Here is a 25,558-nt window from a genome sequence, read left to right as displayed (position 1 = left end):
CAACATTAATTCTTAGTAAATATATATGTTTTATACATTTTGGGAAGAAGGAGATTTTTTTGAAGAATTTATTTATTAAAACAAAGCAGCAGCAGTATTGGCTAGATCAGCTAGCATCTATTTCTGAGTCAATCAAGGCTGAGGCTAAAGAGGTAGATGAAGAATCTCGTTTTCCATTCGAAGCACATAAACTACTTTTGCAAATTGGTTATCCAAAACTAACTTTACCGAAAGAATATGGCGGTGAAGGATTATCAGTCTATGATATGGTACTCGTTCAAGAAACGTTAGCAAGCTATGACGAGAATGCTTCACTCTCACTAGGATGGACATTAGGTGTTGTAGGCGAACTATATGTGGAAAAGCTATGGGCAGACGATATGCTAAGTTCTTTTGCCCAGGAAATAAAGAACGGTGCCATTATAAACAGGGCTGTAAGTGAAGCGGCAACTGGGAGTCCAACACGTGGAGGGCGACCAGGAACAAATGCTGTTTCAAAACAGGAAGGGTGGCTCTTAAACGGACGCAAAATCTTTACGACAGCCTCACCGGTGCTAGATTACTTCTTAACATCAGCGTGGATTGAGGAAAAAAATCAAATTGGTTTCTTCCTTATTCATAAAGATGCTCAAGGGCTTTCAATTGAAGAAAACTGGGAAATGTCTGCAATGCGAGGCACAAGTAGCCACGACCTAGTTTTAAAGGATGTAATGGTCCCTTCAAATCATTTAGTAGAGTTACCGAGTCAACCAAGTGGTGGCAAGATAAATGGTTGGATTCTACATATACCAGCAACATACTTAGGTATTGCGCAGGCAGCTCGTGATTATGCATTGCATTTTGCAAATCATCATCAACCTAATAGCTTGAATGCTCCCATTAGTACATTACCAAATGTGCAGCAGCTTCTAGGCGATATTGAATTGAAGTTACATCAAGCACGCTTTGTACTGTATGGGGTTGCCGAGGCTTATGATGACCCAGCTAGACGTGAGCTTTTAGCAAATGAAATGGCAGTTGCTAAGCATACCGTAACAAACTTGGCTATCGAAATCGTCGATAAGGCAATGCGTGTAGTAGGTGCGAAAAGTCTACAGTTAACAAATCCATTGCAGCGCTACTATCGAAATGTTCGCGCAGGGCTTCATAATCCACCGATGGATGATATGACAATTATAAAATTGGCAAATGCCGCAATTGAACAGCAAAAATCGAATGAATAAGGGGAAATGATATATGTTTAAACAAAAGAAAAAGATTTTTCAACTAGCAGCAATCGGGTTGGCTTCACTTGCTATTTTAGCAGGCTGTAATTCAGGTGAAGCTTCAGATAAAGACTCAGAAGATGGTGCGAAAGTACGTACAGTGAAGGTTGCATTTGATCAGGCGTCTAAGCCTATTAGTTATATTGATGATAACGGAAACCCAACAGGCTACGATGTGGAAGTTATGAAGCTAGTGGATGAGATGTTACCTGACTATAAGTTTGAATTTGTAGGGACAACTAGTGATGATTTACTAATTGGTGTTGAGCAAGGGAAATATCAAGTAGGAATAAAAAATGCATTCTTTACGCAAGAACGTACAGAAAAGTTTATTTTCCCTAAAGAATTTTTAGGCTTAAGTAGTGCTGGCTTAGTATTACGTAAAGAAGATGAGGGTGTAAAAACATTAGCTGACTTTGCGAAAAAAGGTTATTCATTAGCACCAATCGCTGCGAATAATGCTCAATACACAATTATTGATGAATACAATAAAGCCAACCCAGACAATAAAGTGAAATTACAGGCTGGAGATGCGTTCACTGTCGATGCCGTGCAATGGGTAAATGAAAAACGTGTCGATGGTGGTGTGATGATTGAAGGTCCATTTAAACAACAAGTTTTAGCAGAAGATGGCCCATATCATAATTTAAAGGATGACGTAGTTTACAACGAATTTGCCGTTATTAAAACATGGCCGTTGTTCAATAAAAAGGAACAAGAATTTGCAGATGCTTACGATAAAGCTATAGCAAAAATTAAAGAGCAAAAGAAAACAAATGAATTAAGCACTAAGTTTTACGGTCGTGATTTATTTGAAGTGTTAGAAACTGTGAAGCGCTAATAGGCGGTAGCTGATCAAAGAAGACTCTTCTTTCGAAGAGAAAGTGTTAGTAGCTACACCCAAATAAAAGGCTGTTGAGTCAGTATACTCAGCAGTCTTTATTAATACAAAGAGAATTATATAAAAGTTGGTGAGGAAATGGAGAAGTATTTTGATGCATCATACATTTGGAACTCAATTCCTGTATTATTGCCGTTTTTAAAAGTTACCTTCTTAATTGCAGGGTCTTCCATTGTACTAGGCACAATATTTGGCTTACTATTAGCGGCTGCCAAGTTAAGTTCAATAAAATTACTGCAAACATTAGCTAATTTATATACTACGATTATGCGCTGTACACCATCTATCGTCTTATTATTCCTCGTATATTATGGTGTTCCAGCGTTAGCGGAAAACTTCGGCATAAATCTTCATTCAATCGCAACAGCCATTTTTGTAGTCGTAACGTTCACTTTACAGTTTGCGGCGATTATGTCAGAGGTTATTCGTTCTGCCTATTTAGCCATTAATAAAGGGCAATTTGAAGCGGCTGTTAGTGTGGGATTAACGCCATTCCAGGCCTATCGACGTATTATTTTTCCACAGGCACTCGTTATCGCTTTACCGAACTTTGGGAATGGAATGATTGCGTTATTACAAGAAGGGGCGCTCGCTTATACAATCGGCTTAATTGATATTGTTGGAAAGGCAAATTTAATTATCGCAAGTAATATTAATGCACATGCATTAGAAATATATATTGCTTTAGCGATTGTTTATTGGGTGCTGTCGATTATTATTGAAAAATTCTTCGCTATGCTAGAAAAGTTCTTTGGTAAGGGGAAAAAGACATTAGAAACAACGTAAGGAGGCGTAACCATGAATTATCAATTTTTAGTAGAAACATTTTTTGTTGCATTATCAGGTGTACCTATCGCACTCCTTGTGACAATTGTTGCTATGCTTGTTGCTCTACCACTTGGCTTTCTACTAGCACTAACACGGGTCAATAAAATCCCAGTGATCCACCATATAGCAAAAATTTATGTCTCCTTTGTCCGAGGTACACCTATAATCATTCAAATCTTTATTATTTATAGTAGTATCCCATTACTACTTAAAATGATTTTTGAAAAATATAATATTGCCTATGATATTTATAAAATCAATCCGATTTGGTATGCATTTATCGTCTTCGCATTTAGTACAACGGCCATTTTAATAGAGGTATTTCGTTCTGCTTTAAGTACGATTGAAAAAGGTCAGCTAGAGGCTGCTCATGCAGTAGGCTTATCAACATTTCAAGCTTATCGCCGTATTATTATTCCGCAGGCTTTAGTAGTAGCTATGCCAAATATTTGTACGGCTACAGTCAATCTCATTAAAGCGACATCTTTAGGCTATGCAATGTCCTTACCTGAAATTACATTAAAGGCTAAGGTAGCTGCAAATGTTGGCTACAATTACGTAGAAGCATATATTGATATTTTCATTGTGTACTTAATTTTATGTAGTACGGTCGAATACATTTTTAAACGATATGAAAAACATTTAAGTAAATTCAAAGTGGCAAAAGCCTAAGGGGTGAACGAGTATGTTAGAAATTAAAAATATCCATAAGTCATTTGGTGACAATGAAATTTTAAAGGGTGTCGATTTAGCTATTGATAAAGGTGATGTTGTTGTTATTTTAGGTCCTAGCGGCTCAGGAAAAACAACATTATTACGTTGCATTAACTTTTTAGAGAAAGCTGACCAAGGACATGCGACATTTGGCGATATCCAAGTAGATTTTCAAAATGTGAAGAAGAAGGACGTCCATTCCATTCGTCAACGTGTAGCCTTTGTATTTCAAAACTATAATCTTTTCACGAATAAAACAGCGCTAGAAAATGTGACAGAAGGGCTTATTATAGGACGTAAAATTCCAAAGGCAGAAGCGATTGAAATTGGCAAAAAGGCGCTTGATAAAGTAGGCTTATCAGAAAAATATGATGCCTATCCGAGCCAATTGTCTGGAGGTCAGCAGCAGCGAGTTGGTATTGCACGAGCAGTAGCATTAAATCCTGATATTATTTTATTTGATGAACCGACTTCTGCACTTGACCCAGAGCTAGTAGGAGAAGTCCTTCAGGTTATGAAGAACATTGCAGCAGAAGGAACAACAATGCTTGTGGTCACACATGAAATGGGCTTTGCAAAAGACGTAGCAAACCGAGTGATTTTTATGGACGGCGGTGTCGTTGTAGAGGAAGGAAGTCCTCATGATATATTTGTTAATCCGAAAGAGGAGCGCACGAAGAAATTCTTAAAACGTGTTATTCCAGAGGATTATACGTATTACATTTAAAGATGATAAAAGAAGAGAATCTGCAAGCCTTTAATTGAAGCATGCAGATTCTCTCTTTGTAATTAAAGCACTAAAAAATGTGTTAATTCGTTAATGGAATAGACATGCAATTCGTGCATAGCTCGTGTACAAGCTGTGTAGAAATAATTACGTTCTGTTTCTCTAGAATAATTAGCTGCGGAAGCATTGTATAGCAAGACAGCATCAAATTCAATTCCTTTTGCCATATAAGCAGGTAACAGTAAAATGCCCTTTTTAAATTGAGTTGTATGATGGGTAATGAGTTGAAGATCTACGTGGTCTTTCATTTGCTCAAAAACCATTGTACATTCTTGCTCTGTTTTACAGATGACTGCAATTGTTTCGAACTTTAGGGACAAGCTGTTAATCTTTTCGACAAGTTGTTCAATTAAATCTATTTCATTTGGAACAATCGTGATAGTCGGTTCGGGACCAGTTCGATTAAATGCTTCCACTTTGGCGTCTTCATGTAAAATCTTCGAAGTAAGGTGAATAATTTGTTTTGTTGAGCGATAACTTTTCGTTAATATCATTTTTTCTGCTTGTTCACCATACAATTGTGGTGTTAGCAGTGAAGGGTTTTTAAAGGTATGAGGATGGATGGTTTGATGGCCATCGCCCAATATAGTCATACGTGCACGTGGGAATAATTGTTGTAATACAAATAGCTGAAATGGAGAATAGTCTTGTGCTTCATCGATTAAAACATGACGAATCATCGTATTTGTTCGTTGACCTTCTATTTTATCCTGTAAGTATAAAAATGGAGCAGCATCTTCATACGAAATAATACGCTTTGCTAAATTAGGGAGTGTATGCTGACAGATTTCTTCCCATTGGTCGGGCAAAAAGTTCTGTAATTGCTGATGTATAGTATTGTTTATATCAAATAATTGACGATAAATGCCTAACGTGTGAACAAACTTTAATTGTTTCACAGATTGACGAAGTGGCTTGAACTGTTTTTTAACAATTTGGATGGCTAGTTTCTTGCGCTCTTGCTCAAAATCATCAAAGGAGTTTTCTGAAAATCGACCTTCATGTAAAAGCTCGCTATAGGTTTTTGTATACTCTTCAATGTCTAAAAGTTCACTAGCTTCTTCTACCCACTCTTTCGCCCGTTCTGCTTTTTCAATTTTCGATAATTGTTGTAATAACCATTCTTTCACTAACTGCAGTCGATTTGGGATAGGCATTGTGGCGTTGAACGAATAAAAGTACTCAGCGATTTCTTGAGCTGTAATAATTCTTTCTCCGCGAAAAACAATATTTTTAAACAGGAATCCTTCATTTGCAAGGTGCTCAATATATTTGTCCATCAATTCTCGATATTGGAGACTAGCTTTAAAAGAAATAATCGTAAGCTTCGTTTGGTAGAGTGAGTCATCTTGCTCTGTTAAAAGTGACTCTAATTGCTCATAAGGATATTCCAATTGGAACTGTCGACCTAAACGTTTTGTTGCATATTCGGAGAAGGTTAATTGCTGCATATTATCTTCACCTAGATCCGGTAAAACGGTATGAACATATTGATTAAAGAGCTGATTAGGTGTAATCAATAAAATTTGATCTGCGGTAATTTGGTCTCGATAATGATACAACAAATAAGCAACACGTTGGAGAGCAACAGCCGTTTTTCCACTACCTGCGACACCCTCTACGATGAGATAAGGCGTGTTGACATGTCGAATAATTTTATTTTGCTCAGCTTGAATCGTTGCTACGATGCTACGAATATGTTCGTTTGCATTTTGAGCGAGAATATCGAGTAATAAGTCATCACCGATCGTTAAACCTGTATTAAACATCGATTGTAATTGGCCATTTTTAATGATAAATTGCCGTTTTAAAAGCATCTCACCTTGAATTTCGTCAGTCGCCGTTTCATAAGTAGCGGGGCCAGGGGTGTAATCATAATACATACTTGATATAGGGGCTCGCCAATCGTAAATTAGTATGTTTTCATTCTCTTCATCCATTAAGGTTGCTACACCGATATAAATCTTTAAAGGTTCGTTATGATCATCCTGTAAAAAATCAATGCGAGCGAAATAGGGTGATTGCAGTAAACGGTCATAAATTTTTACATCTTTGATGACACGTTGCTGAGCATGCTGGGAATCAGATAAGAGCTCGGCCTGTTGTTTGATAGCATAAAAGGTTTCGTCTATATCCTCAGGCGTATCTAAATTCACTCTAACGTCGTCCCAAAAGGTTTTCTTTAACGCTAAAACATTGTCTTTAACAGCCTTTTCTTTTTGTAATAACTCCTCTTTTTTATGATCAACTGTGTTTAAACAAAGAGCAAGATACTGTTTTTCTTCTGTCCATTCATATTGCTTTTCCAATGTTACTCACATTCCTTTCAATATGGATTTTGAATCGGGAAATTTATCATACAGCTAGTTCAGAAATAAGTATAGTCTAGTAATTTTGGCAAATTTATGATATAATAAATTTATAAAAGAAAATCAATTTTTTAATAAAAAGGGCGGTTCCACAAAAGTTGGAACGGCCCTTTTTATAGCCTGATTTCTAATTTCTTCCCTCTTAAGCATGTGACTTTTTTTATCATAATGTGAGGTTGATTTCCTTTCCGACTGGGCACTTGGGCCAACAGATGTTTTTTGCGCGAAAGCGTAGCAACAGCATGATGTTGCTACGAAGGCGTTATCTTATTTGCTCGCTCTAAGGTCTCATCTGTAACGCTGATCCCTAAGGAATCACCCAGCCTCCACTCCAATCAACTTATATTCATGGTATACGTTTTAGCAAATGTCATATCTAACTTACATCATTTTAACCCTCGAACCTCAAAAATTAATCTCAGTACTTTAAAACTAAGCTGATGGTTAATTTTTGATGAATAAGAAGACTGGGAGTTAATCGCTAACAAGAGAATATATTTTTATAAATGAAATAGACACTTGAAAGGGGATGAAGAAATGAAGGTGGTTTTTACGGTTCGGTTATCCGGAAGTGATAAGAGCGCGTTTTTTAAGGGGTTAGCAAAAAAGCGAAAATGCGCTTATTCTTTCAAGTGATGCCATTTGTCAAGAAATATTTGGTGACGCTACAAGGTAGAAATCGCGAATGGTATCCCGTGTTTTGTGTGAGCGTTTGAATGTGTCTGAAGGTCAATTTGTTATTGTTGGTGCGACAAATATTGAACAGGAATGCAGGGATTTGGGCTAGGTAAATTGTTGTGTTATATGGAAGTTGTATATTATTATTTTGATATTATATTTTTTGTTGTATAACAAAAAAACAACAAAAAAGGAAGAGTTCCGAAAGTAATAATGGGAAAAATGAGAGGGGATATAGAGTTTCCGATATTGGGGGAGGGGGTTGAAGAGGTTCATAATGTACATGAAGCAGCCTGTATGAAATCTCAAAAGACCAATTTATTTCACTAATCCAGAGCCGGCCCAAATATGAGGAGCTTTTTATAAATATATGAAAGAAAACAGTACATTATGCAACTAAACTAGGAATTGAAACGGTGCCTGTATTATATCGAGGCATTTTTGATGAAGAGAAAATAAAGAAGATGTTACGGTGAATTAAACTATAATGAATCTTTCGATAGAAAAAGTGCGAGCAACCAGCTCGCACTTTTTTGAAAATTACTTTGTGTAGTTATCGAAATAACCTTGAATATAAATCATTGGTGTTCCTTTGTCACCTGAGCCTGAAGTTAAGTCTGAAAGAGAGCCAATTAGGTCTGTTAAACGACGAGGTGTTGTACCTTGAGCAGCCATTTTCCCAGTCAAATCTTCATCTTTGTTTTGGATATACTCAGAAATTGCTGCTTTTAATTCTTCGCCGCGAAGATCTGCAAAATCGTTATCTGCTAAGTATTTTAGTTTTACTTCGTTTGGCGTGCCATCTAATCCAGCAGTGAAAGCAGGTGAAACAACTGGGTCAGCCAACTCCCAAATTTTACCTACTGGATCCTTGAATGCACCATCACCATAAACCATTACTTCAACTGTTTTACCAGTAGCTTCTTTGATTTTTGCTTGGATGCCGTCAACAATCGGTTGGCAAGTATGTGGGAATAATTTTACGCTATCTTCAGTAGCTTTATTTGAACCAAGTAGACCATACTCCGCATTAAAGCCAGAACCATTATTAGATTCAGATAAAATATTATCAAGACTGTATACTTTTTCAGCGCCATTTGCCATTAAAATACGTTTTGTGCGTAAGCGTGTATGAATATCACAAGTTAAAATACTCTTCGTATAATCTAAAATTGTTTTTGGGTTATTTGAAAAAATCACTTCACAAGAAGCGCCTTCAGCTTCGATTAGTTCTTTATAATATTCAATATAATCTACACCTGTAAATGTATGTTTTTTATAGCCGAAATGCTCACGGAATTCAACCTCAGTTAAAGTATCTGTCCAAGGATTGATTCCTTTTACATCTAGCTCATCGATATCAACTAGGTGATTTCCAACTTCATCAGATGGATAGCTAAGCATAAGAACAACTTTTTTTACGCCTTTAGCAATACCACGTAAGCAGTTAGCGAAACGATTACGGCTTAGAATTGGAAAAATAACACCAACAGTATCGTCACCAAATTTAGCAGCTACGTCAGCTGCGATATCATCAATAGATGCATAGTTACCTTGTGCACGCGCTACGACAGATTCTGTTACTGTGACAATGTCACGATCTTCAATGGAATAACCTTCAGTCTTTGCTGCATTTAATACTGTATCAACAACGATTTGCTCAATATTATCGCCTTCGTTAATAATAGGACCACGAAGACCTCTTACTACTGTACCAACTACACGTTCCAAAATAATCTCTCCTTATTAAATAGGTAAATGTATGTTAAATAAAACCAATATAGTTTTACTATACGCTCCTTTAGTGATATAAGTAAAATTAATAGTTCGTATAATAGCTATAAGAGGTGCTTATATGATAGGGAAATTAGATTTATATCGCGTTTTTAGTATTGTTGCCAAAAATAATAGCTTTTCAAGTGCGGCTAAAGATTTATATATGACTCAACCAGCTGTTAGCCAAGCCATGATGCAATTAGAAAAGGAGCTAGGTACACGTCTCTTTAATCGCACACCTAAAGGGGTGACGTTAACAACTGAGGGTAAACTTTTATATGAGTATACAAATTCAGCATTAGGCCTTTTAGATGCTGGTGAGGAGAAGCTGCTAGAATTCAAAAATTTAACAACAGGTCAGTTGAAAATTGGTGTAGGGGACACTATTTCTCGTTTCTTTTTAATGCCTTATCTAGAGGCGTTTCATACAATGTATCCAAATATCAAATTGCAAATGTTAAATGGAACAACTTTGGAAATTTGTAATTTTATTAAATCTGGTGAGGTTGATATAGGACTTTGCAATTTTCCTATAGAAGATTCGACATTACAGTTAACCGCTTGCACAGAGGTTCAAGATATTTTTGTATGTGGTGAGAAGTATAAAACGTTAGCGTCAAAAAGCATAAGCTTTGAGGACTTGTTAAAGTTTCCACTTATATTTTTAGAGAAAAAATCAAATTCAAGAAAGTACGTAGGAGATTATTTATTTACAAGAGGAATCCACATTGAACCTGAGTTTGAGCTTGGTTCGCATGATTTAGTACTGGAATTTGCACGTAGTAATTTAGGGATTGCTTGTGTAACGAAAGAATTTTCTAAGGATTATTTGCAGCGAGGACTTTTATATGAGCTAACATTAACAGAAAGTATTCCAACACGAAGCATTGGCATGTGTTATTTGAAAAGTGTGCCTTTATCTCGAGCAGCATTGAAATTTGTAGAGATTATTGAGAAAAAGCAGGGGCGTAAACGTCTAAATTCAAGAATTATAAAATGAGCTTAGCGACAAGTAATCCGCTAAGCTTTTTTTAATAGTGCCTCTATAAGAATGTCAACATTGCGTTTGTTTTTCATCGTAGGTGAGTACAAATAAGAAAATGTTCGTATAAAATGCTGTTCCTCGAGAGGTAAGATTTTTATATCGTCATTTTTTAATTCACGCTCAATGACACTAGCAGACAGTAATGAAAGTCCAAGCCCCTGTATAACGCTTTCCTTCACGCCTTGATTACTACTAATAGTAAGAAGTGAACCTACTTGAAGTCCGTTTGCTCTAAATAAATGATCTAAATAATAACGTGTGCCAGAGCCTTCTTCACGTGCAACCCAATTTTGCTGCTGTAAGTCCGGAACCGTAATAAATGCCTCCTTTGCAAGAGGGTGATTACTCGCACTGACAATAAATAACTCATCTTGCATAAACGGTTTTATAATAAGTTCATGGTCGTGTGCCTGTCCTTCAATAAGACCGATATCGACTTGTAACAATTTTGTATATTGAATGATTTCTTTCGTATTGCCAATAATAACTTGAAGCTCTAGCTGAGGGAATTGCTGCTGCAAGCTCGCTATGATAGGAGGCAATATATATTCGCCAATTGTAAAGCTAGCGCCAATTACAAGTGTACCTTGAATTTCATGATGATAGGTTAAAATATCTTCCTTTGCTGCCTCGGCAATTGCCATTATTTGCTTAGCTCGTTTATATAAAATTTCTCCAGTCGGTGTGATTTGTACAGATTTTGGTGAACGGATAAATAAGGTCGTTTGAAATTCTTGCTCTAAGTTTTTAATGTGTAAACTGACACTTGGCTGTGAAATATGAAGTATTTCGGAGGCTTTCGTAAAATTATTGACCTCCACCAGTGTGATAAACGTTTTTAAAGCATCAAATTGCATATCACCACTCCTATCATTAGAAATATTAATGATTACGATTATATATATGTATTTTACTGATGATTAACTTTTTAATAAAGTAATAATTATCAAGGATGAAAGAAGTGAACAACATGGATAATGGCCAACATAGGTTAAAAAGTTTCCTAACCCCAGCCTTTATGAAGGGGATATTGTTGACACTCATTATTGCCTTAGTAGCAAAGTATATTTCGACATTTCCGTTTTTCTCAATATTAGGGCAGCTTGTCATTGCAATTATATTAGGTATGGCTTGGAGAGCTACCTTCAAGGTGCAGGATTCTTGGCAAACAGGCATAACATTTTCAAGTAAAAAATTATTACGCATCGGCATTATTTTCCTTGGTATGCGTTTGAATTTAGCGGATATTTACAATGCTGGAGCGAGTGTCTTTCTTATTGCATTTATTAATCTGGTATTTGCTTTAGTGGTTGTATATGGCTTAACGAAGGTATTTCATGTTGATAAGAAGCTAGGCATATTAACAGCTTGTGGCACAGCTATTTGTGGAGCGGCAGCTGTTGTTGCTATTGCTCCTCAAATTAAAGCAAATGAAAAAGAAACGGCAGTGGGCGCAGCGATAGTCGCATTACTAGGGACTGTATTCACATTAGTCTACACAGTGTTGTACTCAATATTTAACTTAACTCCTACTGAATATGGTATTTTTGCGGGAGGCACTTTACATGAAATTGCTCATGTTATTGCAGCAGCTTCAGCAGGTGGAAATGAAGCCATTGATATGGCGGTTATTGTTAAGCTAACACGTGTCGCATTGCTTGTACCCGTAGCTATTGTCATTGGTATTCTATATCGGAGAAATGAAAAGGGGCAGGAAAAAGAAGGATTTTCACTGTCGATAATCCCGTGGTTTATTCTTGGATTATTAGCGATGAGTGCTATTAATTCGTTAGGGATTGTACCAGCTAATGTAGCGCAAGCATTTGTAAATATCGCTTATATTTTAATTGGGATGGCGATGGCTGGACTAGGTTTAAATGTAGACATAAAAACCTTTAAACAATTAGGCGTAAAGGCATTTATTGCAGGACTTATCGGTTCAGTTTGTTTATCAATACTTGGCTATGTTTTAGTTATATTCATGCAATAATTCAAAAAAATCCTGCATTTTTAAAAATGCAGGATTTTTTTAGATAGAATCAGAAGATGTTTTAGTTTTATCCCACTACCCTAAAAATAGTGGAGTTATGGTATACAAATCGAAAATTAGCGTGATGCTTCAATTGAAGAAGCTAATTCAGCTATAACTATTTTGCTACCAATCATTGGACTGTTTTCAGGTTTTCCACCCTCAGAGCCTTGTCCAGGACGGTGATGAGCTGCAGCGAATGCATCGCTGTTACGCCAAGCTTGGAAATGTTCCTTAGACTCCCAATACATATTGACGCTCATTTCGTCATAAGTCGGATCATCAGTTGAAACTAATACCTCCACTTTATGGAAGCCCTCAAATTGCTGTAGAGGTCCTGGCTTTGTGAAGTTCGGTGCCATTTTTGCAGCAAAGCCGGGTTTTACTTGAATACGATTTGTAACAATAATCATGCTTTCCCCCCTAATCATTTTTTAGTTAACTATACGAATGAATTATCAATGATTATCATTCGCAATCAATGATAATTCGCCTAGGAAGACATTGTCAATAGAAGAGCAATGTAAATTGCAAATAGCTCGAATTTAAATTGTATGAACCAAGACCTAAATAAAGAAATATACGCCACTTTAAGGATGAACAGACTCATTTGGCCCTGACATTTTACTGACATAATCCGATGATATAATGAAAATACGAATGAACTGGTGACGAGGTGAAAGAGCATGGCAAAAATATTAGTAGTAGAAGACGAATTTGCGATAAGCCAAGTTTTGAAGGCATATTTGAAAAAAGTAGGCTACGATGTTATGCAATGTTTTAATGGTAGTCAGGCATTGGATATATTTCAAGAGGTTCAGCCTGATTTAGTATTACTTGATATTATGTTACCAGAAAAAAACGGTTGGTTAGTTTTAAAGGAAATTAGAGAAGTTAGCTCTTGTCCAGTGATCATGCTAACGGCATTAGGCGATGTAAATTATCGATTAGAGGGTTTCGATCAAGGAGCAGACGATTATATTGCAAAGCCATTTATAGCTGATGAGGTAGTGGCAAGAGTAAAGGCAGTTTTAAGGCGCGCTAAAAGAAGCCATGAATCTTCAGAAATAAAACGTTTTGGCGGTCTAGAGATTGATATGAAAGCCCATCGAGTGCTGCTTAAGGGAGAAGAAATCATCTTAACGCCTAGAGATTTATCTGTACTTTTATTTTTGGCTGAACATCCAAACCAAACATTTACACGTGATCAACTTATAGATCAAGTTTGGGGCTGGGAGTATGAAGGTAGTGATAGAGCGGTGGATTTAGCAGTGAAGCGACTAAGAAGGGTACTTAAGGAATGGAATGAGGAAGAGGGAGAAATAAAGACACTACGTGGATTGGGGTATCAGCTAAGTGTTCAAAAAAAATAAGCGAATATCTTTACGCAACTATTGGACAAGCCGCTATTTATTAACTCTCTTTGTAGGTCTAGTTATTATCTCTTTTATTTCTGCAGCATGGATTCGACATACGACGTTTCAAAATCGACTAGAGATGATGGAATTTATAGCAGACGAGACTGTATTTCGCCTAACAGATACTTCTGGCCAAAATAATGGACCTATGATTGGTATTCCAGGTTTTATTGGTAACCGTGAGCGATCTACTATGCGAGAAATTGATCCCGTTTTATATGTTGTAGATACGGCAGGCAATATAGTAAGTAGCAATCGACCGATGCCTCCAGGGAGTGAAAAGAATGTTGCCAATTTACTGGATGGAGAAGAAGGGACAAAGAAAATAACTGTAACGAGTAAGGGACAAGAGTTAGTTCAATATGTCGTAAAAAGAAAACTTAAAAGGGACAATAAGGAAGTTGGCTGGGTGCTAGTCTTAGAGAAAAAGGCGAATTTAACGAAGGTTAACCAAGCATACGGGCTACTGGCATTACTTATTGGGGCACTTGCTGTATTGGGGTGGGGTGCTATTTATTCTTTATCAAAACGTTTAGCACACCCAATAAAACAAGTTGCCGAAGCCGCAAAGCAAGTGCAAGAAGGAAACTATACAGTTGATTTGCCTCAAAATATTAGGGAAGAAGAAATTTATGAGCTCGTTACTTCCTTTAAGGAAATGGCAAATAAGCTAGAACAATTAGAAAAGACTCGAACAGAATTATTAGCAGGCGTCACCCACGAGCTAAAAACACCCGTTACGTCAATTAGTGGATTATTGCAGGCAGTAAAAGATGGAGTCGTTACAGGTCAGGATGCTAGTGAATTTATTCAAATGGCATTAGTAGAAACGACGAAAATGAAAACGATGGTTGGTGATTTGCTAGCTTTTAATCATTTTGCGGTAGATGCAATCCCAGTAAAGATTGAAACATTGAATGTTAATCAGTTAGTACGTGATGCTGTAGCACAATGGGAAGTAATGCAGGATGACGAAAATGTAAAAATACAAATGGATTTCCTTGCACAATCTGTTGATGTTCAGGCAGATGTTGTACGTATACAGCAAATAGTTACTAATTTATTGACGAATGCAAAGCAGGCGATGCAGGAAGGGATCGTTATCATTGCGCTGGTGGAAAAAAAGGATGCTGTCTTCATTACTGTAAAGGACACAGGACATGGTATTCCTCAGGAAGATCAGGCATTTATCTTTGAACGTTTTTATAGAGGAGAAAATAAAAAATATGCGGTCCGTGGCTTAGGCTTAGGATTATCACTTAGTAAAATGATGGCGCAATCTATAGGCGGTGATTTACGACTACTTGACAGTAATTCATCAGGAACATGCTTTGAAATAACACTAAAAAAGGCTACTACGCTCTAAAAGGCGTAGTAGTCTTTTTTTGTAAAGATATTTTGAAGGAAATGTAAAGCTGACATCTGACTGACACATTAGGCCTTTATAGTAAGCATTGTAAACGAGAAACCAAAAGAAAGGACGGGATTAAGGATGACCGGAAACAGAAGGTTTTTCCGAAAGATGGCCTTACCAGCTGCATTATTAATACTACTAGCCGGTTGTGGTGAGAGCGGCGATTATGTGGCGAAGGTTGATGGTGAAAAGATTTTACAAACAGAATTAGATGACGCATTGCGTGAACAATACGGTACAGAGGTACTAGATACACTAATTACCAATAAAATAGTTGAGCTAGAGGCGAAGAAAGTGGGTGTTTCTGTATCTGAAGACTCTATTCAAGAAGAATATGAGAATTTAGCGGAGTCGTATGGAGGAAAGGAATTGTTACAAACGACACTAGAGGAAAACGGACTGACAGAGCAAAGTGTAAAGGATAATATCCGTATGTATCAGCTTACGAAAAATGTAATTGCTGCAAGCATTGACATATCAGATGAGGAAGTAGCTCAATATTTTGAAAACAATAAGGATAGCTATGGACAAAAGGAAGAGATTGTAGCTAGTCATATTTTATTGGAGGATGAGGAAACAGCAAAGGACGTGCTAGCAAAAGTAAAAGCTGGTGATGATTTTGCGGAGCTAGCAAAAACATATTCAATTGATACATCAACGAATGAGAATGGCGGGGAAATAGGCTATATCAGTCGAGGACAAATGGATGAGAAATTTGAGGAAGCTACATTTGACCTTGAAAAAGGGAGCATCAGTGACATTGTTCAAACCTCAGAAGGTTATCACATCATTAAAGTAACCGAAAAAGTACCTGCAGAAGAGGCTGTATTCGAGGATGTAAAAGATGAAGTCTATGAGACTGTGCTTGAAGAACGCATAAATGAAGAATACACGTCTTGGTTAGCTGAAAAACAAGAGCAATACAAAATTGAAAAAATGTAGGGAGTGAACTATATGCCTAATCTTACTTCATTTAACCCTAACGGTCGAAAGGAGATTAAACAGGCTATCTCCTATCCGGACTATGCATTACTAAAAACTAAGTTACAGCATGTGATGCAGCGGGACAAGCATGCTGAGATAAATGGTAAATATTTAATTCGCAGCACATACTTTGATAATTTTGAAAACAAAGTTCTAAATGAAAAAAAAGAGGGTTATATCAATCGAGATAAATATCGAGTACGAATTTATGGTAAATCCACTACGACTATTAATTTGGAGCGAAAAAGTAAACGAAATAATTTAACCTTTAAAACGAAATGTGCCATATCTCAAAAGGAATATGAAAAAATGCGTGGTGGGGCTATCGCTTGGATGGAGGAAGACAAACGAGCGTTAATTCAAGATTTATATAAGGACATGAAGTATAACCAATTGAAACCAATGACAGTTGTCGATTACGAGCGTGAGGCTTACATCTATCCCTTTGGAAATGTGCGTGTCACATTTGATAGTAAAGTACAGTCCAGCTTACGTAATACAGATATGTTTAATCCGAAACTGCCGATGGTTGATGTACTTGAGCCAAACTTAGTTATTTTAGAAGTGAAATATGATGAGTACTTGCCGGATATTATTAAGTACTTATTACAATCAGTAGATACACGTGCTGAGGCATATTCGAAATATCAGCTTAGTCGTATGTACGTATAAAGGAGAATTAAACAATGGATACTACAAAATTTAGTGATATTTTTAAATCCAGCTTTTTAGAGAAAACAACATCATTTTCATTAATAGATTCAATGATAGGGTTAGTTGTAGCGTTCTTTGTGGGGCTGTTTATTTACGCTGTTTACAAGAAAACCTTTAACGGAGTGATTTACTCTCATTCCTTCAATATTTCGCTGCTCATTATGACAATGGCAACAGCACTAGTGATTATGGGAATAAGTTCAAATGTGCTGTTATCGCTCGGTATGGTTGGTGCGTTATCGATCGTACGTTTCCGTACACCTATTAAAGATCCTATGGATTTAGTATATATTTTCTGGGCAATAGTTTCTGGGATTCTTTGTGGTGCAGGATTTATACCACTTGTTATAATCGGTGCCGTTCTAATTGGTCTCGTACTACTCGTGTTAGTGAACAAAATTACTGTGGAAAATCCATATTTATTAATTGTTAAATTTGAAGAAGATTATGCTTGTGAGGAAGTGGAGCGTATTATTGCGGCGCAGTCTAAAAAATTCGCTTTAAAATCAAAATCTATTATGTCGAATGTTGAAATCGAAACAACCTATGAAATTCGTGTTAAACAAAATGATACAAAATTGATGGACAATCTTACAAAAGTACCTGGAGTAAAATCAGCAGTAATGCTTAGTTATGATGGTAATTTCACTGCTTAGTAGCCACTCTAGAGGAGTTTTCTAACTATGAAGAGAGGTGCAGATAATGATTAAAACAAGAGTTGTCTATATAAGTATGGCAATTCTGCTATTCCTCTTTGTTGTTGTACTTGCTGTGCTTCCAAACGCAGGCATTGAAACAAAAAATAACGAGTTTTCCTATGAGACTATTGTGTTTAATAAAAATAAAGTAACAACGGTAGATATTGAAATAGCCGAGGAAGATTGGACTGACATGCTAGAAAGTGCAGCAGATAAGGAGTTGAAGCAAGCTAATATCACGGTAAATGGCAAGAGAATAGAGAATGTAGCTGTTCGTACAAAAGGAAGTTCATCACTGAACTCGGTTGTAAATAGCGACTCGGATCGATATAGCTTAAAAATAGATTTCGATTATTACGATGATACACAAAGCTTATATGGCTTGAAAAAATTAAATTTAAACAATAATTTCAGTGATACAACATTAATGCGAGAATATATTTCTTATGAGCTCATGGAACAAATGGGATTACCTACACCCGCTCATTCATATATGTATGTCACAGTGAATGGTGAGGATCGAGGTTTATTTTTAGGGGTAGAAACAGTGGATGAAACATTCCTGGCAAATAACTACGGCTCTAATGATGGATTTTTGTTTAAGCCAGATGGGACAGGCAGTGATTTAAAATATATTAGTGATGATATTGCTGATTATACGGGAATTGGTTTAAAAACGAACGAAGGCAATGTCGATCAATCAAAATTCATTGACATGATTGAAGTCATCAATAATGGCGACAATATCGAAAAATATATTGCTGTCGATGAAATGCTGCGTTATTTTGCTGTGAACACAGCACTCGTAAATCTTGATAGTTATCAGGGAACTATGAAACACAATTACTATTTGTATGAGAAAAATGGTGTGTTTTCGATTATACCTTGGGATTTTAATATGTCGTTTGGAGGCTTTGGTGTTGGTGGTAGAATGGGTGGCAACAATAAAATCCAAGACAATGCCGATATGAAAGTACCTAATGATGCACAGATAAATGATTCTCCGAATAATGGTAAACGGCAACAGTCAAATGCTGACCGGAATCAAGGTGGACTCAATATGGGACTTGGAATGTCAGGTAATCTGATGGAAGATAGTGCTATTAACTTTAGTGTGACTACACCTGTATCTGGCACAACGTTAGAGGAGCGGCCACTGTTAAACGCCTTACTTTCCAATGAAGAGTATCGTGCTAAATATGAAGGTTATTTGGAAGAGATAGCAACTAATTACTTAACAGAAGATTACGTACAAAACATTACCAAACAATTAGCATTGCTATTAACAACGTATGTGGAAGCAGACCCTACGAAATTCTCTACAACAGAACAGTTTATAGAAGCGGTAGAAGGGGAAAAAAGTCTCCCTGAATTTGCTAAGAAACGCTCCGAATCTATTTTAAAGCAGCTGTCAGGGGAAATTGTGGTGGAAGCAACAACACAAGGGAATATGGAAATGTCTAATCCAGACGAAATGGGTGACATGAATAATCCGATGCAAAGACCAGATGGCTTTGATCCGAATCAAATGCCAGAGGATTTTGATCTTTCACAAGCCCCTCCATTTAATCAAAAAGGTGATAAGCAGGGAGAAAGACCAAATGGTGGTGGTCCAATGCAACGACCTGACCAAAATGGAGGACCTATGTGGCCTAACCAAGGCAATGAGCAACTAAAGCAAGGAACTGTTATCGATAAAGATACAATTTTTACAGCGGCAGTTTGCTTTGTCTTGTTAATAGTTGCACTGCTCTTTGTTTTAAAATTTAAGCGTAGAGGTCGTTAAAAAAGTAACCATATCCAAAACTTTTGGGTATGGTTTTTACTTTTCGTCATGCTAAAATAAAGCAATCTCTTTTGAGGAGTCTACTAATATGAATGAACAACAATTTGATAAGCTTTTACATATTAATACGGTCGGTGAACAATATGGGTTTCCTAAATTAGCTCACTACCATCGTTATGAGCCAACACCATATGCCGGATTAGAACAATTATTTTCAGAGTATGAGATGCCTGAGAATCCAGTGTTTATCGATATGGGATGTGGAAAAGGGAGAGTCCCTATTTATGTACAACATAAATTTCATATTCCGACAATTGGGGTAGAAATGGATGCGGGCTTTTATGCAGAGGCTGAGAATAATAAAAGGGACTATCTTCAAAAAAAGAGTGCTCAAGCTCCGATTTCCTTTATTCATTCAATAGCGGAGGACTATGCTATTCAACCAGGTGACACGGTTTTCTTTTTTTTTAATCCGTTTTCAATCCATATTTTTCGTACAGTTATTCATAATATATGGAAGTCTTATGAACAGCATATGCGTGAAATTCATATTATTTTATATTACCCACCCTATGATTATTTACAGTTTTTACATCATGGGACGCCTTTTGAATTAATCCATGAGGTTCATCTTGAAAATGAAACAAATATTAACGAACGCCTCTGTGTGTTTGCATTGAAAAAAGCTTAGAGCTGTAGAAATAATACAGCTCTAAGTTTTTTTAATAAGATTTAAAAACTAAGACAAATTAGAAAAAATAATCTTACTATGATCGGATGTTACTTTATTTCCCTGGGAATAAATAGTTATTAGTAATTCCAAATTAATACTTCCCGAGAACGTTTTAGTGCCTTATATCCTAGAACTAGTAATTTTCGAAAAACGGACTTCTTGTAACGAGATTTTATCGTAAAAAAATAATCGAAAATGATAGGTTTATAATAATATTTATCTTAAATTAATAGATAATTCTTAAATTACTAATTATACAGAAAAATCACTCTAGACTAAATATAAAGAATGTTTTACAATGTAAAAGGTTTAATTGAATAATATATTGATTTAGTTATAGGTAGTTATAAATTATTATTTTGGTTATTTTTGTTATTGAGGAAATGCCGTTTATTGTTTATAATTATCAGAAATATCTAACATTTGAAAAAACTCAGGGGGAATAAAATTATGAGAGAGAATAAAAAGCTTAAAAAGTTTGGCTCACTTCTAGTTGCATCTTCACTACTTGCAGGCGTTCTTGCTGGCTGTGGTAACGGAGATAGTTCAAGTTCAGGAGGAGGATCATCATCAGGCGGTGGCGGTTCTTCTGACGGTGATACTATTAAAATCGGTGCAAACTTAGAGCTTTCAGGTAACGTAGCTTCCTATGGTTCTTCGATTGGTGTAGGTGCAGACCTTGCAGTGAAAGAAATTAACGATAAGGGCGGAATCGACGGTAAAAAAATTGAGCTTATTAAAGTAGATAACAAGTCTGAAAACTCAGAGGCTACTGCAGCAGCTCTTAAACTAGCAACGCAAGATAAAGTAGTAGCAATGCTAGCACCGGCAACTTCTGGTAATACAGTTGCTACTGTTCAAATTGCGAATAAAAATAAAATCCCAATCGTTACTGGTTCTGGTACTGCTCCAAACATTACAGTGAATGATAACGGTAGCATTAATGAGTATGCATTCCGTACTTGTTTCATCGATCCATTCCAAGGGATTGTAGCAGCAAACTTCGCTTCTAATGAATTGAAAGCTAAAAATGTAGCTATTTTTGCGGACAACGCATCTGATTATGCAAAAGGTTTAGCAAAATCATTTAAAGAAACAATAACAAAAAATGGCGGGAAAGTTGTAAAGGAAGAAGCGTATGTAGCGAAGGATGCTGATTTCCGTACACAATTAACGAGTATTAAAGGAGAGAAGCCTGACTTTATTTTTATCCCAGGATACTATGAAGAGGTCGGTTTAATTGTTAAACAAGCGCGTGAAATGGGAATCGATGTACCACTGATGGGGGCTGACGGTTGGGATTCGCCAACATTAGTAGAGCTAGCTGGTGCGAAAGCTCTAAATAACACGTACATTACCAACCACTACTCTGCAGAAGACCCAGATCAAAAAATTCAAGACTTTGTAAAGGCATTTAAAGCAGCGAACAATGATAAAGCACCAGATGCATTCAATGCACTTGGCTATGACACAATTTACTACATTGCTGATGCTATTAAGCGCGCAGGCTCTACGGATGGGGAAGCTATTAAAAATGCTTTAGCTGACACAAAAGATCTTTCTTTAGTAACAGGTACTTTCTCGGTTGACAAAAATCATAACCCAATTAAAACAGCAACAGTTCTTGAATTTAAAGACGGTAAACAAGTGTTCAACTCTAAAGTTAATCCTTAATGTTTTCTAAGCAAGGGGAGGCGGGTAAACACGCCTTCCCTTTTATGTTTTATCTTCATTCAGTGAAGATTCCCACCATTGAAGGTGGTGAGATGAATGCGGTTATGGTTCCTTAACAGTGTCCAAACACCTACTGAAATAGAGGAACTCAGGCTAAGAACTTCACATCCTGTGAAAACGCCTGAGTGACCAACATCATGTTGGCCCAAAGCCTTCGGACGCAATTACGCCAAGGCGAAATTGATAGACCACATAAAAAATTTTTAAGAGGACACAATTTACTCTATTTTCAATAATAACATGTAGAAGTAAGTCCTATTTTTGCACTTTTCAAAAAATAAAAAGGAGTGAACGCTCATGGAATGGATACAACAGCTTGTGAATGGTATTTCACTAGGTAGTATCTACGCATTAATAGCGTTAGGGTATACGATGGTATACGGGATTATTAAGCTGATTAACTTTGCCCACGGCGATGTCTTCATGATTGGGTCATTTATTGGCTTTTACGCAATTGCTAAGTGGGAGCTTGGCTTCTTTCCAGCACTATTATTGGCGATGGCGGTCTGTGCAATCTTTGGTGTTTTAATTGAACGTATTGCGTATAAGCGTTTGCGAAATGCCACGCGTATTGCGGCTTTAATTACTGCAATCGGTGTATCACTATTAATCGAGTATACTACTATTTTCTTCAGAGGTGCGCAACCGGCAGCATATCCTGAAGTCATTACTAATAAATCATTTGATGTTTTCGGTGTTCAAATCAGTAGCACATCAATATTAATTTTATCTGTCACAATTGTACTGATGGTTCTTTTACAATTCATCGTACATAAAACAAAAATCGGGAAAGCGATGCGTGCGGTTTCTCATGATGCCGATGCCGCACGTTTAATGGGCATTAATGTAGATAATACAATTTCAGCGACATTCGCAATTGGTTCTGCTCTAGCTGGTGCAGCAGGCGTTATCTTTGGTGTTTACTATACAAAAATCGATCCATTAATGGGTGTTATTCCAGGGGTTAAAGCATTCATCGCGGCAGTACTTGGCGGTATTGGTATTATTCCTGGTGCTATGGTTGGTGGTATGTTGCTAGGTGTTGTGGAATCATTAGTAAGTGCACTTGGTTTCTCTCTATGGCGTGATGCAGCGGCATTCGTAATTTTAATTTTAATTTTAATCTTCAGACCATCGGGTATCTTTGGTAAAAATGCCCGTGAGAAAGTGTAGGTGAGCGGTGATTATGAAAAAGTCTAAAGTTTTCTGGGGCTATGCCGTATTAGCGCTAGTCATCTATGCAGTCGTTCAGGTGCTTATTTCAACGAACATTCTCGATATTTACTATCAAAATATGTTGATTACAATGTGTATTAACATCATGCTTGCGGTCAGCTTGCACATTGTTATTGGGATTACTGGTCAGTTCTCGATTGGGCATGCCGGCTTCCTAGCGGTAGGGGCATATATTTCTGCCATTATTACAACTAAGTTAATGCTTCCGTTCCCATTAGCTATTTTCTTAGGGGCACTGGCAGCAGCAGTAGCCGGTTTAATTGTAGGTATCCCGACGTTACGTTTAAAGGGTGACTATTTAGCAATTGCAACGCTAGGTTTTGCGGAAATTATACGAATTATCTTTTTAAATACGGATTATGTTGGTGGCGCAGCAGGGATGCAGGTTGAATATTTATCTAATTGGACTTATGCATTCATAGGTGTTGTTCTAACAATTTTAGTCATCTCGAACTTTACGAATTCTCGTCATGGACGCGCATGTATCTCGATTCGTGAGGACGAAATTGCGGCAGATGCAATGGGTATTAATACAACCTACTATAAAGTTGTAGCTTTCGCAATTGGTTCCTTCTTTGCTGGTCTTGCAGGGGCCATTTTTGCACATAACTTTTACATTATTCAACCGACAACTTTCGGTTTCTTAAAATCATTTGATATTTTAATCTATGTAGTTCTTGGTGGCTTAGGAAGTCTTTCAGGATCTGTCATAGCTGCGGTTTTCTTAACATTAGTCTCAGCATATCTAGCAAACTTCCCAGAAACACGTATGATTATTTACAGTTTAGTATTAATAGTCGTAATGCTATACCGTCCAACAGGCTTGATGGGAACTAAAGAAGTTACGGATTTATTTAAGTTTGGTAAAAAAGGAGGTACAAAATAATGACTGGAAACCTTCTTATCAATGTTGAAAACATGGGCATTCAATTCGGTGGTTTAAAGGCGGTACAGGGCGTTAATATGTACCTAAATCCAGGAGAACTAGTGGGTCTTATAGGGCCTAATGGTGCTGGTAAAACAACAAGTTTTAACATGCTTACCGGAGTGTATAAGCCAACTGAAGGCACAATTACATTTGACGGTACAAAGTTGAACGGGCTTGCACCCTATCAAGTAACACAAAAAGGTATTAGCCGTACATTCCAAAATATTCGTTTATTTAAAGAGCTATCTGTTTTAGATAATGTTAAGGTAGCGAACCATTCACTTGCAAAGCATTCCATGTGGTCTTCTATTTTCCGCTTACCGAACCATTTTAAAGGTGAGGCAGAAATGGAGCATCAATCTATTGCGTTTCTAAAGATCTTTGGCTTAGATATTTATAAGGATGAGCTTGCGAAAAATTTACCTTACGGGATGCAACGCCGTTTAGAAATTGCTCGCGCTCTAGCTGCGAATCCTAAGCTGCTTTTATTAGATGAGCCAGCAGCAGGGATGAACCCACAGGAGACGCATGATTTAATGGAATTAATAGCGTTTATTCGTAAAGAATTTGGCTTAACAATTCTTCTGATTGAGCATGATATGAGCTTAGTTATGGGGATTTGTGAACGTATATACGTGCTCGATCACGGTCAATTAATCGCTGATGGGACACCAGAAGAAATTCGCAACAATCCAAAGGTAATTGAAGCTTACCTTGGCGAGGAGGTTATCAGCTAATGTTAAAAGTACAAAATATAGATGTATTTTACGGTAACATTCAAGCATTAAAGGGCCTCTCTTTAGAAGTAAATGAGGGTGAAATCGTAACGTTAATCGGTGCAAACGGTGCTGGTAAAAGTACATTATTAAAAACATTGTCAGGTTTATTAAAACCAAAGGGTGGCATCATTGAATATGAAGGCTTCTCTATCGCAGGGAAGGCTGCACAGACAATCGTAAAATCAGGCATTTCACATGTTCCAGAGGGACGCCGTGTTTTTGCCAATATGTCCGTTGAAGAAAACTTAGAGCTAGGGGCATATCTTCGAAATGATAAAGCTGGCATCAAAAAAGATCTGGATCATGTGTATGAATTATTCCCACGCCTTTTAGAGCGTCGTAAACAGCAATCAGGTACATTATCTGGTGGTGAGCAACAGATGCTAGCGATGGGGCGAGCATTAATGGCAAAACCGAAATTGTTATTAATGGATGAACCTTCAATGGGACTTGCGCCACTCATGGTAAAAAATATTTTTAATATTATTAAGCAAGTCAATAAAGAGGGTACAACCGTATTGCTTGTTGAGCAAAATGCGAATATGGCCTTATCAGTAGCAAATCGTGCGTACGTACTTGAAACGGGACGTATAGTATTATCCGGTACAGCAAAAGAGCTTCAAGAGAGTGAACAAGTAAAGGCAGCTTATTTAGGTGGTTAATAAAAGATGAAGGCATCTCGAAAGGTGAGATGCCTTTTTTTATTATAGATAGATGCTTGAAAATAACAGATAGCAGTAGC

Annotated in this window: 23 protein-coding genes; 19 read left to right on the top strand and 4 right to left on the bottom strand. The window is 37.0% G+C overall.

Features of this window, described 5'->3' with window-relative positions; all coding sequences use genetic code 11:
* Nucleotides 1–59 precede the first annotated feature (59 nt).
* From ACIQLB_RS13765 to ACIQLB_RS13745, 5 genes are all read left to right on the top strand, one after another.
* Nucleotides 60–1,223, top strand: coding sequence for an acyl-CoA dehydrogenase family protein (locus tag ACIQLB_RS13765; protein ID WP_400726534.1), 1,164 nt, complete (start codon nt 60–62; stop codon nt 1,221–1,223).
* A gap of 13 nt (nt 1,224–1,236) precedes the next feature.
* Nucleotides 1,237–2,106, top strand: a complete 870-nt coding sequence (locus tag ACIQLB_RS13760) for a transporter substrate-binding domain-containing protein (protein ID WP_400726531.1) — start codon at nt 1,237–1,239, stop codon at nt 2,104–2,106.
* Nucleotides 2,107–2,244: 138 nt separating this feature from the next.
* Nucleotides 2,245–2,952, top strand: coding sequence for an amino acid ABC transporter permease (locus ACIQLB_RS13755; protein WP_400726529.1), 708 nt, complete (start codon nt 2,245–2,247; stop codon nt 2,950–2,952).
* Between the two features lie 12 nt (nt 2,953–2,964).
* Nucleotides 2,965–3,666 (top strand): amino acid ABC transporter permease, encoded by a 702-nt coding sequence (locus ACIQLB_RS13750; RefSeq protein ID WP_370043935.1) that lies wholly within the window; start codon nt 2,965–2,967, stop codon nt 3,664–3,666.
* Between the two features lie 13 nt (nt 3,667–3,679).
* Nucleotides 3,680–4,435 (top strand): amino acid ABC transporter ATP-binding protein, encoded by a 756-nt coding sequence (locus ACIQLB_RS13745; RefSeq protein WP_387084875.1) that lies wholly within the window; start codon nt 3,680–3,682, stop codon nt 4,433–4,435.
* Between the two features lie 62 nt (nt 4,436–4,497).
* On the opposite strand, the gene helD is transcribed toward ACIQLB_RS13745, so the two are convergent.
* A complete protein-coding gene (gene helD, locus ACIQLB_RS13740) occupies nt 4,498–6,804 on the bottom strand; it encodes an RNA polymerase recycling motor HelD (protein ID WP_400726524.1) in 2,307 nt (768 codons plus the stop codon).
* 1,278 nt (nt 6,805–8,082) lie between these two features.
* The gene (locus ACIQLB_RS13735; protein WP_400726521.1) at nt 8,083–9,273 is read right to left on the bottom strand and encodes a coenzyme F420-0:L-glutamate ligase; all 1,191 of its coding nucleotides are present in this window, start codon (nt 9,271–9,273) and stop codon (nt 8,083–8,085) included.
* Between the two features lie 124 nt (nt 9,274–9,397).
* Here ACIQLB_RS13735 and ACIQLB_RS13730 point away from each other — a divergent pair, with 124 nt between their 5' ends.
* The gene (locus ACIQLB_RS13730) at nt 9,398–10,318 is read left to right on the top strand and encodes a LysR family transcriptional regulator (RefSeq protein ID WP_400726518.1); all 921 of its coding nucleotides are present in this window, start codon (nt 9,398–9,400) and stop codon (nt 10,316–10,318) included.
* A 20-nt stretch (nt 10,319–10,338) separates the two neighbouring features.
* On the opposite strand, the gene ACIQLB_RS13725 is transcribed toward ACIQLB_RS13730, so the two are convergent.
* Nucleotides 10,339–11,220, bottom strand: coding sequence for a LysR family transcriptional regulator (locus tag ACIQLB_RS13725; RefSeq protein WP_400726515.1), 882 nt, complete (start codon nt 11,218–11,220; stop codon nt 10,339–10,341).
* 113 nt (nt 11,221–11,333) lie between these two features.
* On the opposite strand from ACIQLB_RS13725, the gene ACIQLB_RS13720 reads away from it, so the two are divergent.
* Complete coding sequence (locus ACIQLB_RS13720; RefSeq protein ID WP_400726512.1) at nt 11,334–12,353, top strand: YeiH family protein; 1,020 nt, start codon at nt 11,334–11,336, stop codon at nt 12,351–12,353.
* Between the two features lie 116 nt (nt 12,354–12,469).
* Here the strand turns inward: ACIQLB_RS13720 and ACIQLB_RS13715 are convergent, their stop codons facing one another.
* Nucleotides 12,470–12,805 (bottom strand): heme oxygenase, encoded by a 336-nt coding sequence (locus tag ACIQLB_RS13715; RefSeq protein WP_053482858.1) that lies wholly within the window; start codon nt 12,803–12,805, stop codon nt 12,470–12,472.
* Between the two features lie 273 nt (nt 12,806–13,078).
* On the opposite strand from ACIQLB_RS13715, the gene ACIQLB_RS13710 reads away from it, so the two are divergent.
* The 12 genes from ACIQLB_RS13710 to ACIQLB_RS13655 all read left to right on the top strand — a co-directional run bounded on the left by ACIQLB_RS13710 (nt 13,079) and on the right by ACIQLB_RS13655 (nt 25,478).
* Nucleotides 13,079–13,765 carry a response regulator transcription factor gene (locus ACIQLB_RS13710; RefSeq protein ID WP_400726508.1) on the top strand — a complete coding sequence of 229 codons (687 nt, stop codon included), beginning with the start codon at nt 13,079–13,081 and terminating at the stop codon, nt 13,763–13,765.
* Complete coding sequence (locus ACIQLB_RS13705; protein ID WP_400726505.1) at nt 13,749–15,176, top strand: HAMP domain-containing sensor histidine kinase; 1,428 nt, start codon at nt 13,749–13,751, stop codon at nt 15,174–15,176. The genes ACIQLB_RS13710 and ACIQLB_RS13705 overlap by 17 nt, the downstream gene beginning before the upstream one ends.
* Before the next feature lie 126 nt (nt 15,177–15,302).
* Nucleotides 15,303–16,166, top strand: a complete 864-nt coding sequence (locus ACIQLB_RS13700; protein ID WP_400726502.1) for a peptidylprolyl isomerase — start codon at nt 15,303–15,305, stop codon at nt 16,164–16,166.
* A 12-nt stretch (nt 16,167–16,178) separates the two neighbouring features.
* Complete coding sequence (locus ACIQLB_RS13695) at nt 16,179–16,880, top strand: polyphosphate polymerase domain-containing protein (RefSeq protein ID WP_400726499.1); 702 nt, start codon at nt 16,179–16,181, stop codon at nt 16,878–16,880.
* A 14-nt stretch (nt 16,881–16,894) separates the two neighbouring features.
* On the top strand, nt 16,895–17,578 hold the full coding sequence (locus ACIQLB_RS13690; protein WP_400726496.1) for a DUF4956 domain-containing protein: 684 nt from the start codon (nt 16,895–16,897) through the stop codon (nt 17,576–17,578).
* A 46-nt stretch (nt 17,579–17,624) separates the two neighbouring features.
* Entirely contained in the window at nt 17,625–19,406 is a 1,782-nt protein-coding gene (locus ACIQLB_RS13685) for a CotH kinase family protein (RefSeq protein WP_400726493.1), read from the top strand.
* 88 nt (nt 19,407–19,494) lie between these two features.
* A complete protein-coding gene (locus ACIQLB_RS13680) occupies nt 19,495–20,097 on the top strand; it encodes a class I SAM-dependent methyltransferase (protein WP_400726490.1) in 603 nt (200 codons plus the stop codon).
* A gap of 492 nt (nt 20,098–20,589) precedes the next feature.
* The gene (locus ACIQLB_RS13675) at nt 20,590–21,813 is read left to right on the top strand and encodes an ABC transporter substrate-binding protein (protein ID WP_400726487.1); all 1,224 of its coding nucleotides are present in this window, start codon (nt 20,590–20,592) and stop codon (nt 21,811–21,813) included.
* Nucleotides 21,814–22,170: 357 nt separating this feature from the next.
* On the top strand, nt 22,171–23,046 hold the full coding sequence (locus ACIQLB_RS13670) for a branched-chain amino acid ABC transporter permease (protein ID WP_400726484.1): 876 nt from the start codon (nt 22,171–22,173) through the stop codon (nt 23,044–23,046).
* Nucleotides 23,047–23,059: 13 nt separating this feature from the next.
* Complete coding sequence (locus ACIQLB_RS13665) at nt 23,060–23,995, top strand: branched-chain amino acid ABC transporter permease (RefSeq protein ID WP_400726481.1); 936 nt, start codon at nt 23,060–23,062, stop codon at nt 23,993–23,995.
* The gene (locus tag ACIQLB_RS13660; RefSeq protein ID WP_400726478.1) at nt 23,995–24,774 is read left to right on the top strand and encodes an ABC transporter ATP-binding protein; all 780 of its coding nucleotides are present in this window, start codon (nt 23,995–23,997) and stop codon (nt 24,772–24,774) included. Before ACIQLB_RS13665 ends, ACIQLB_RS13660 begins: the two co-directional genes overlap by 1 nt.
* On the top strand, nt 24,774–25,478 hold the full coding sequence (locus ACIQLB_RS13655) for an ABC transporter ATP-binding protein (RefSeq protein WP_400726475.1): 705 nt from the start codon (nt 24,774–24,776) through the stop codon (nt 25,476–25,478). The genes ACIQLB_RS13660 and ACIQLB_RS13655 overlap by 1 nt, the downstream gene beginning before the upstream one ends.
* Nucleotides 25,479–25,558 lie beyond the last annotated feature (80 nt).

Source organism: Lysinibacillus sp. NPDC092081 (assembly GCF_044755845.1).
In the GTDB taxonomy this organism is placed as follows: Bacteria; Bacillota; Bacilli; order Bacillales_A; family Planococcaceae; genus Lysinibacillus.
The sequence above is the reverse complement of the archived record's forward strand: the minus strand, read 5'-3'. Positions and strand labels throughout refer to the sequence as shown.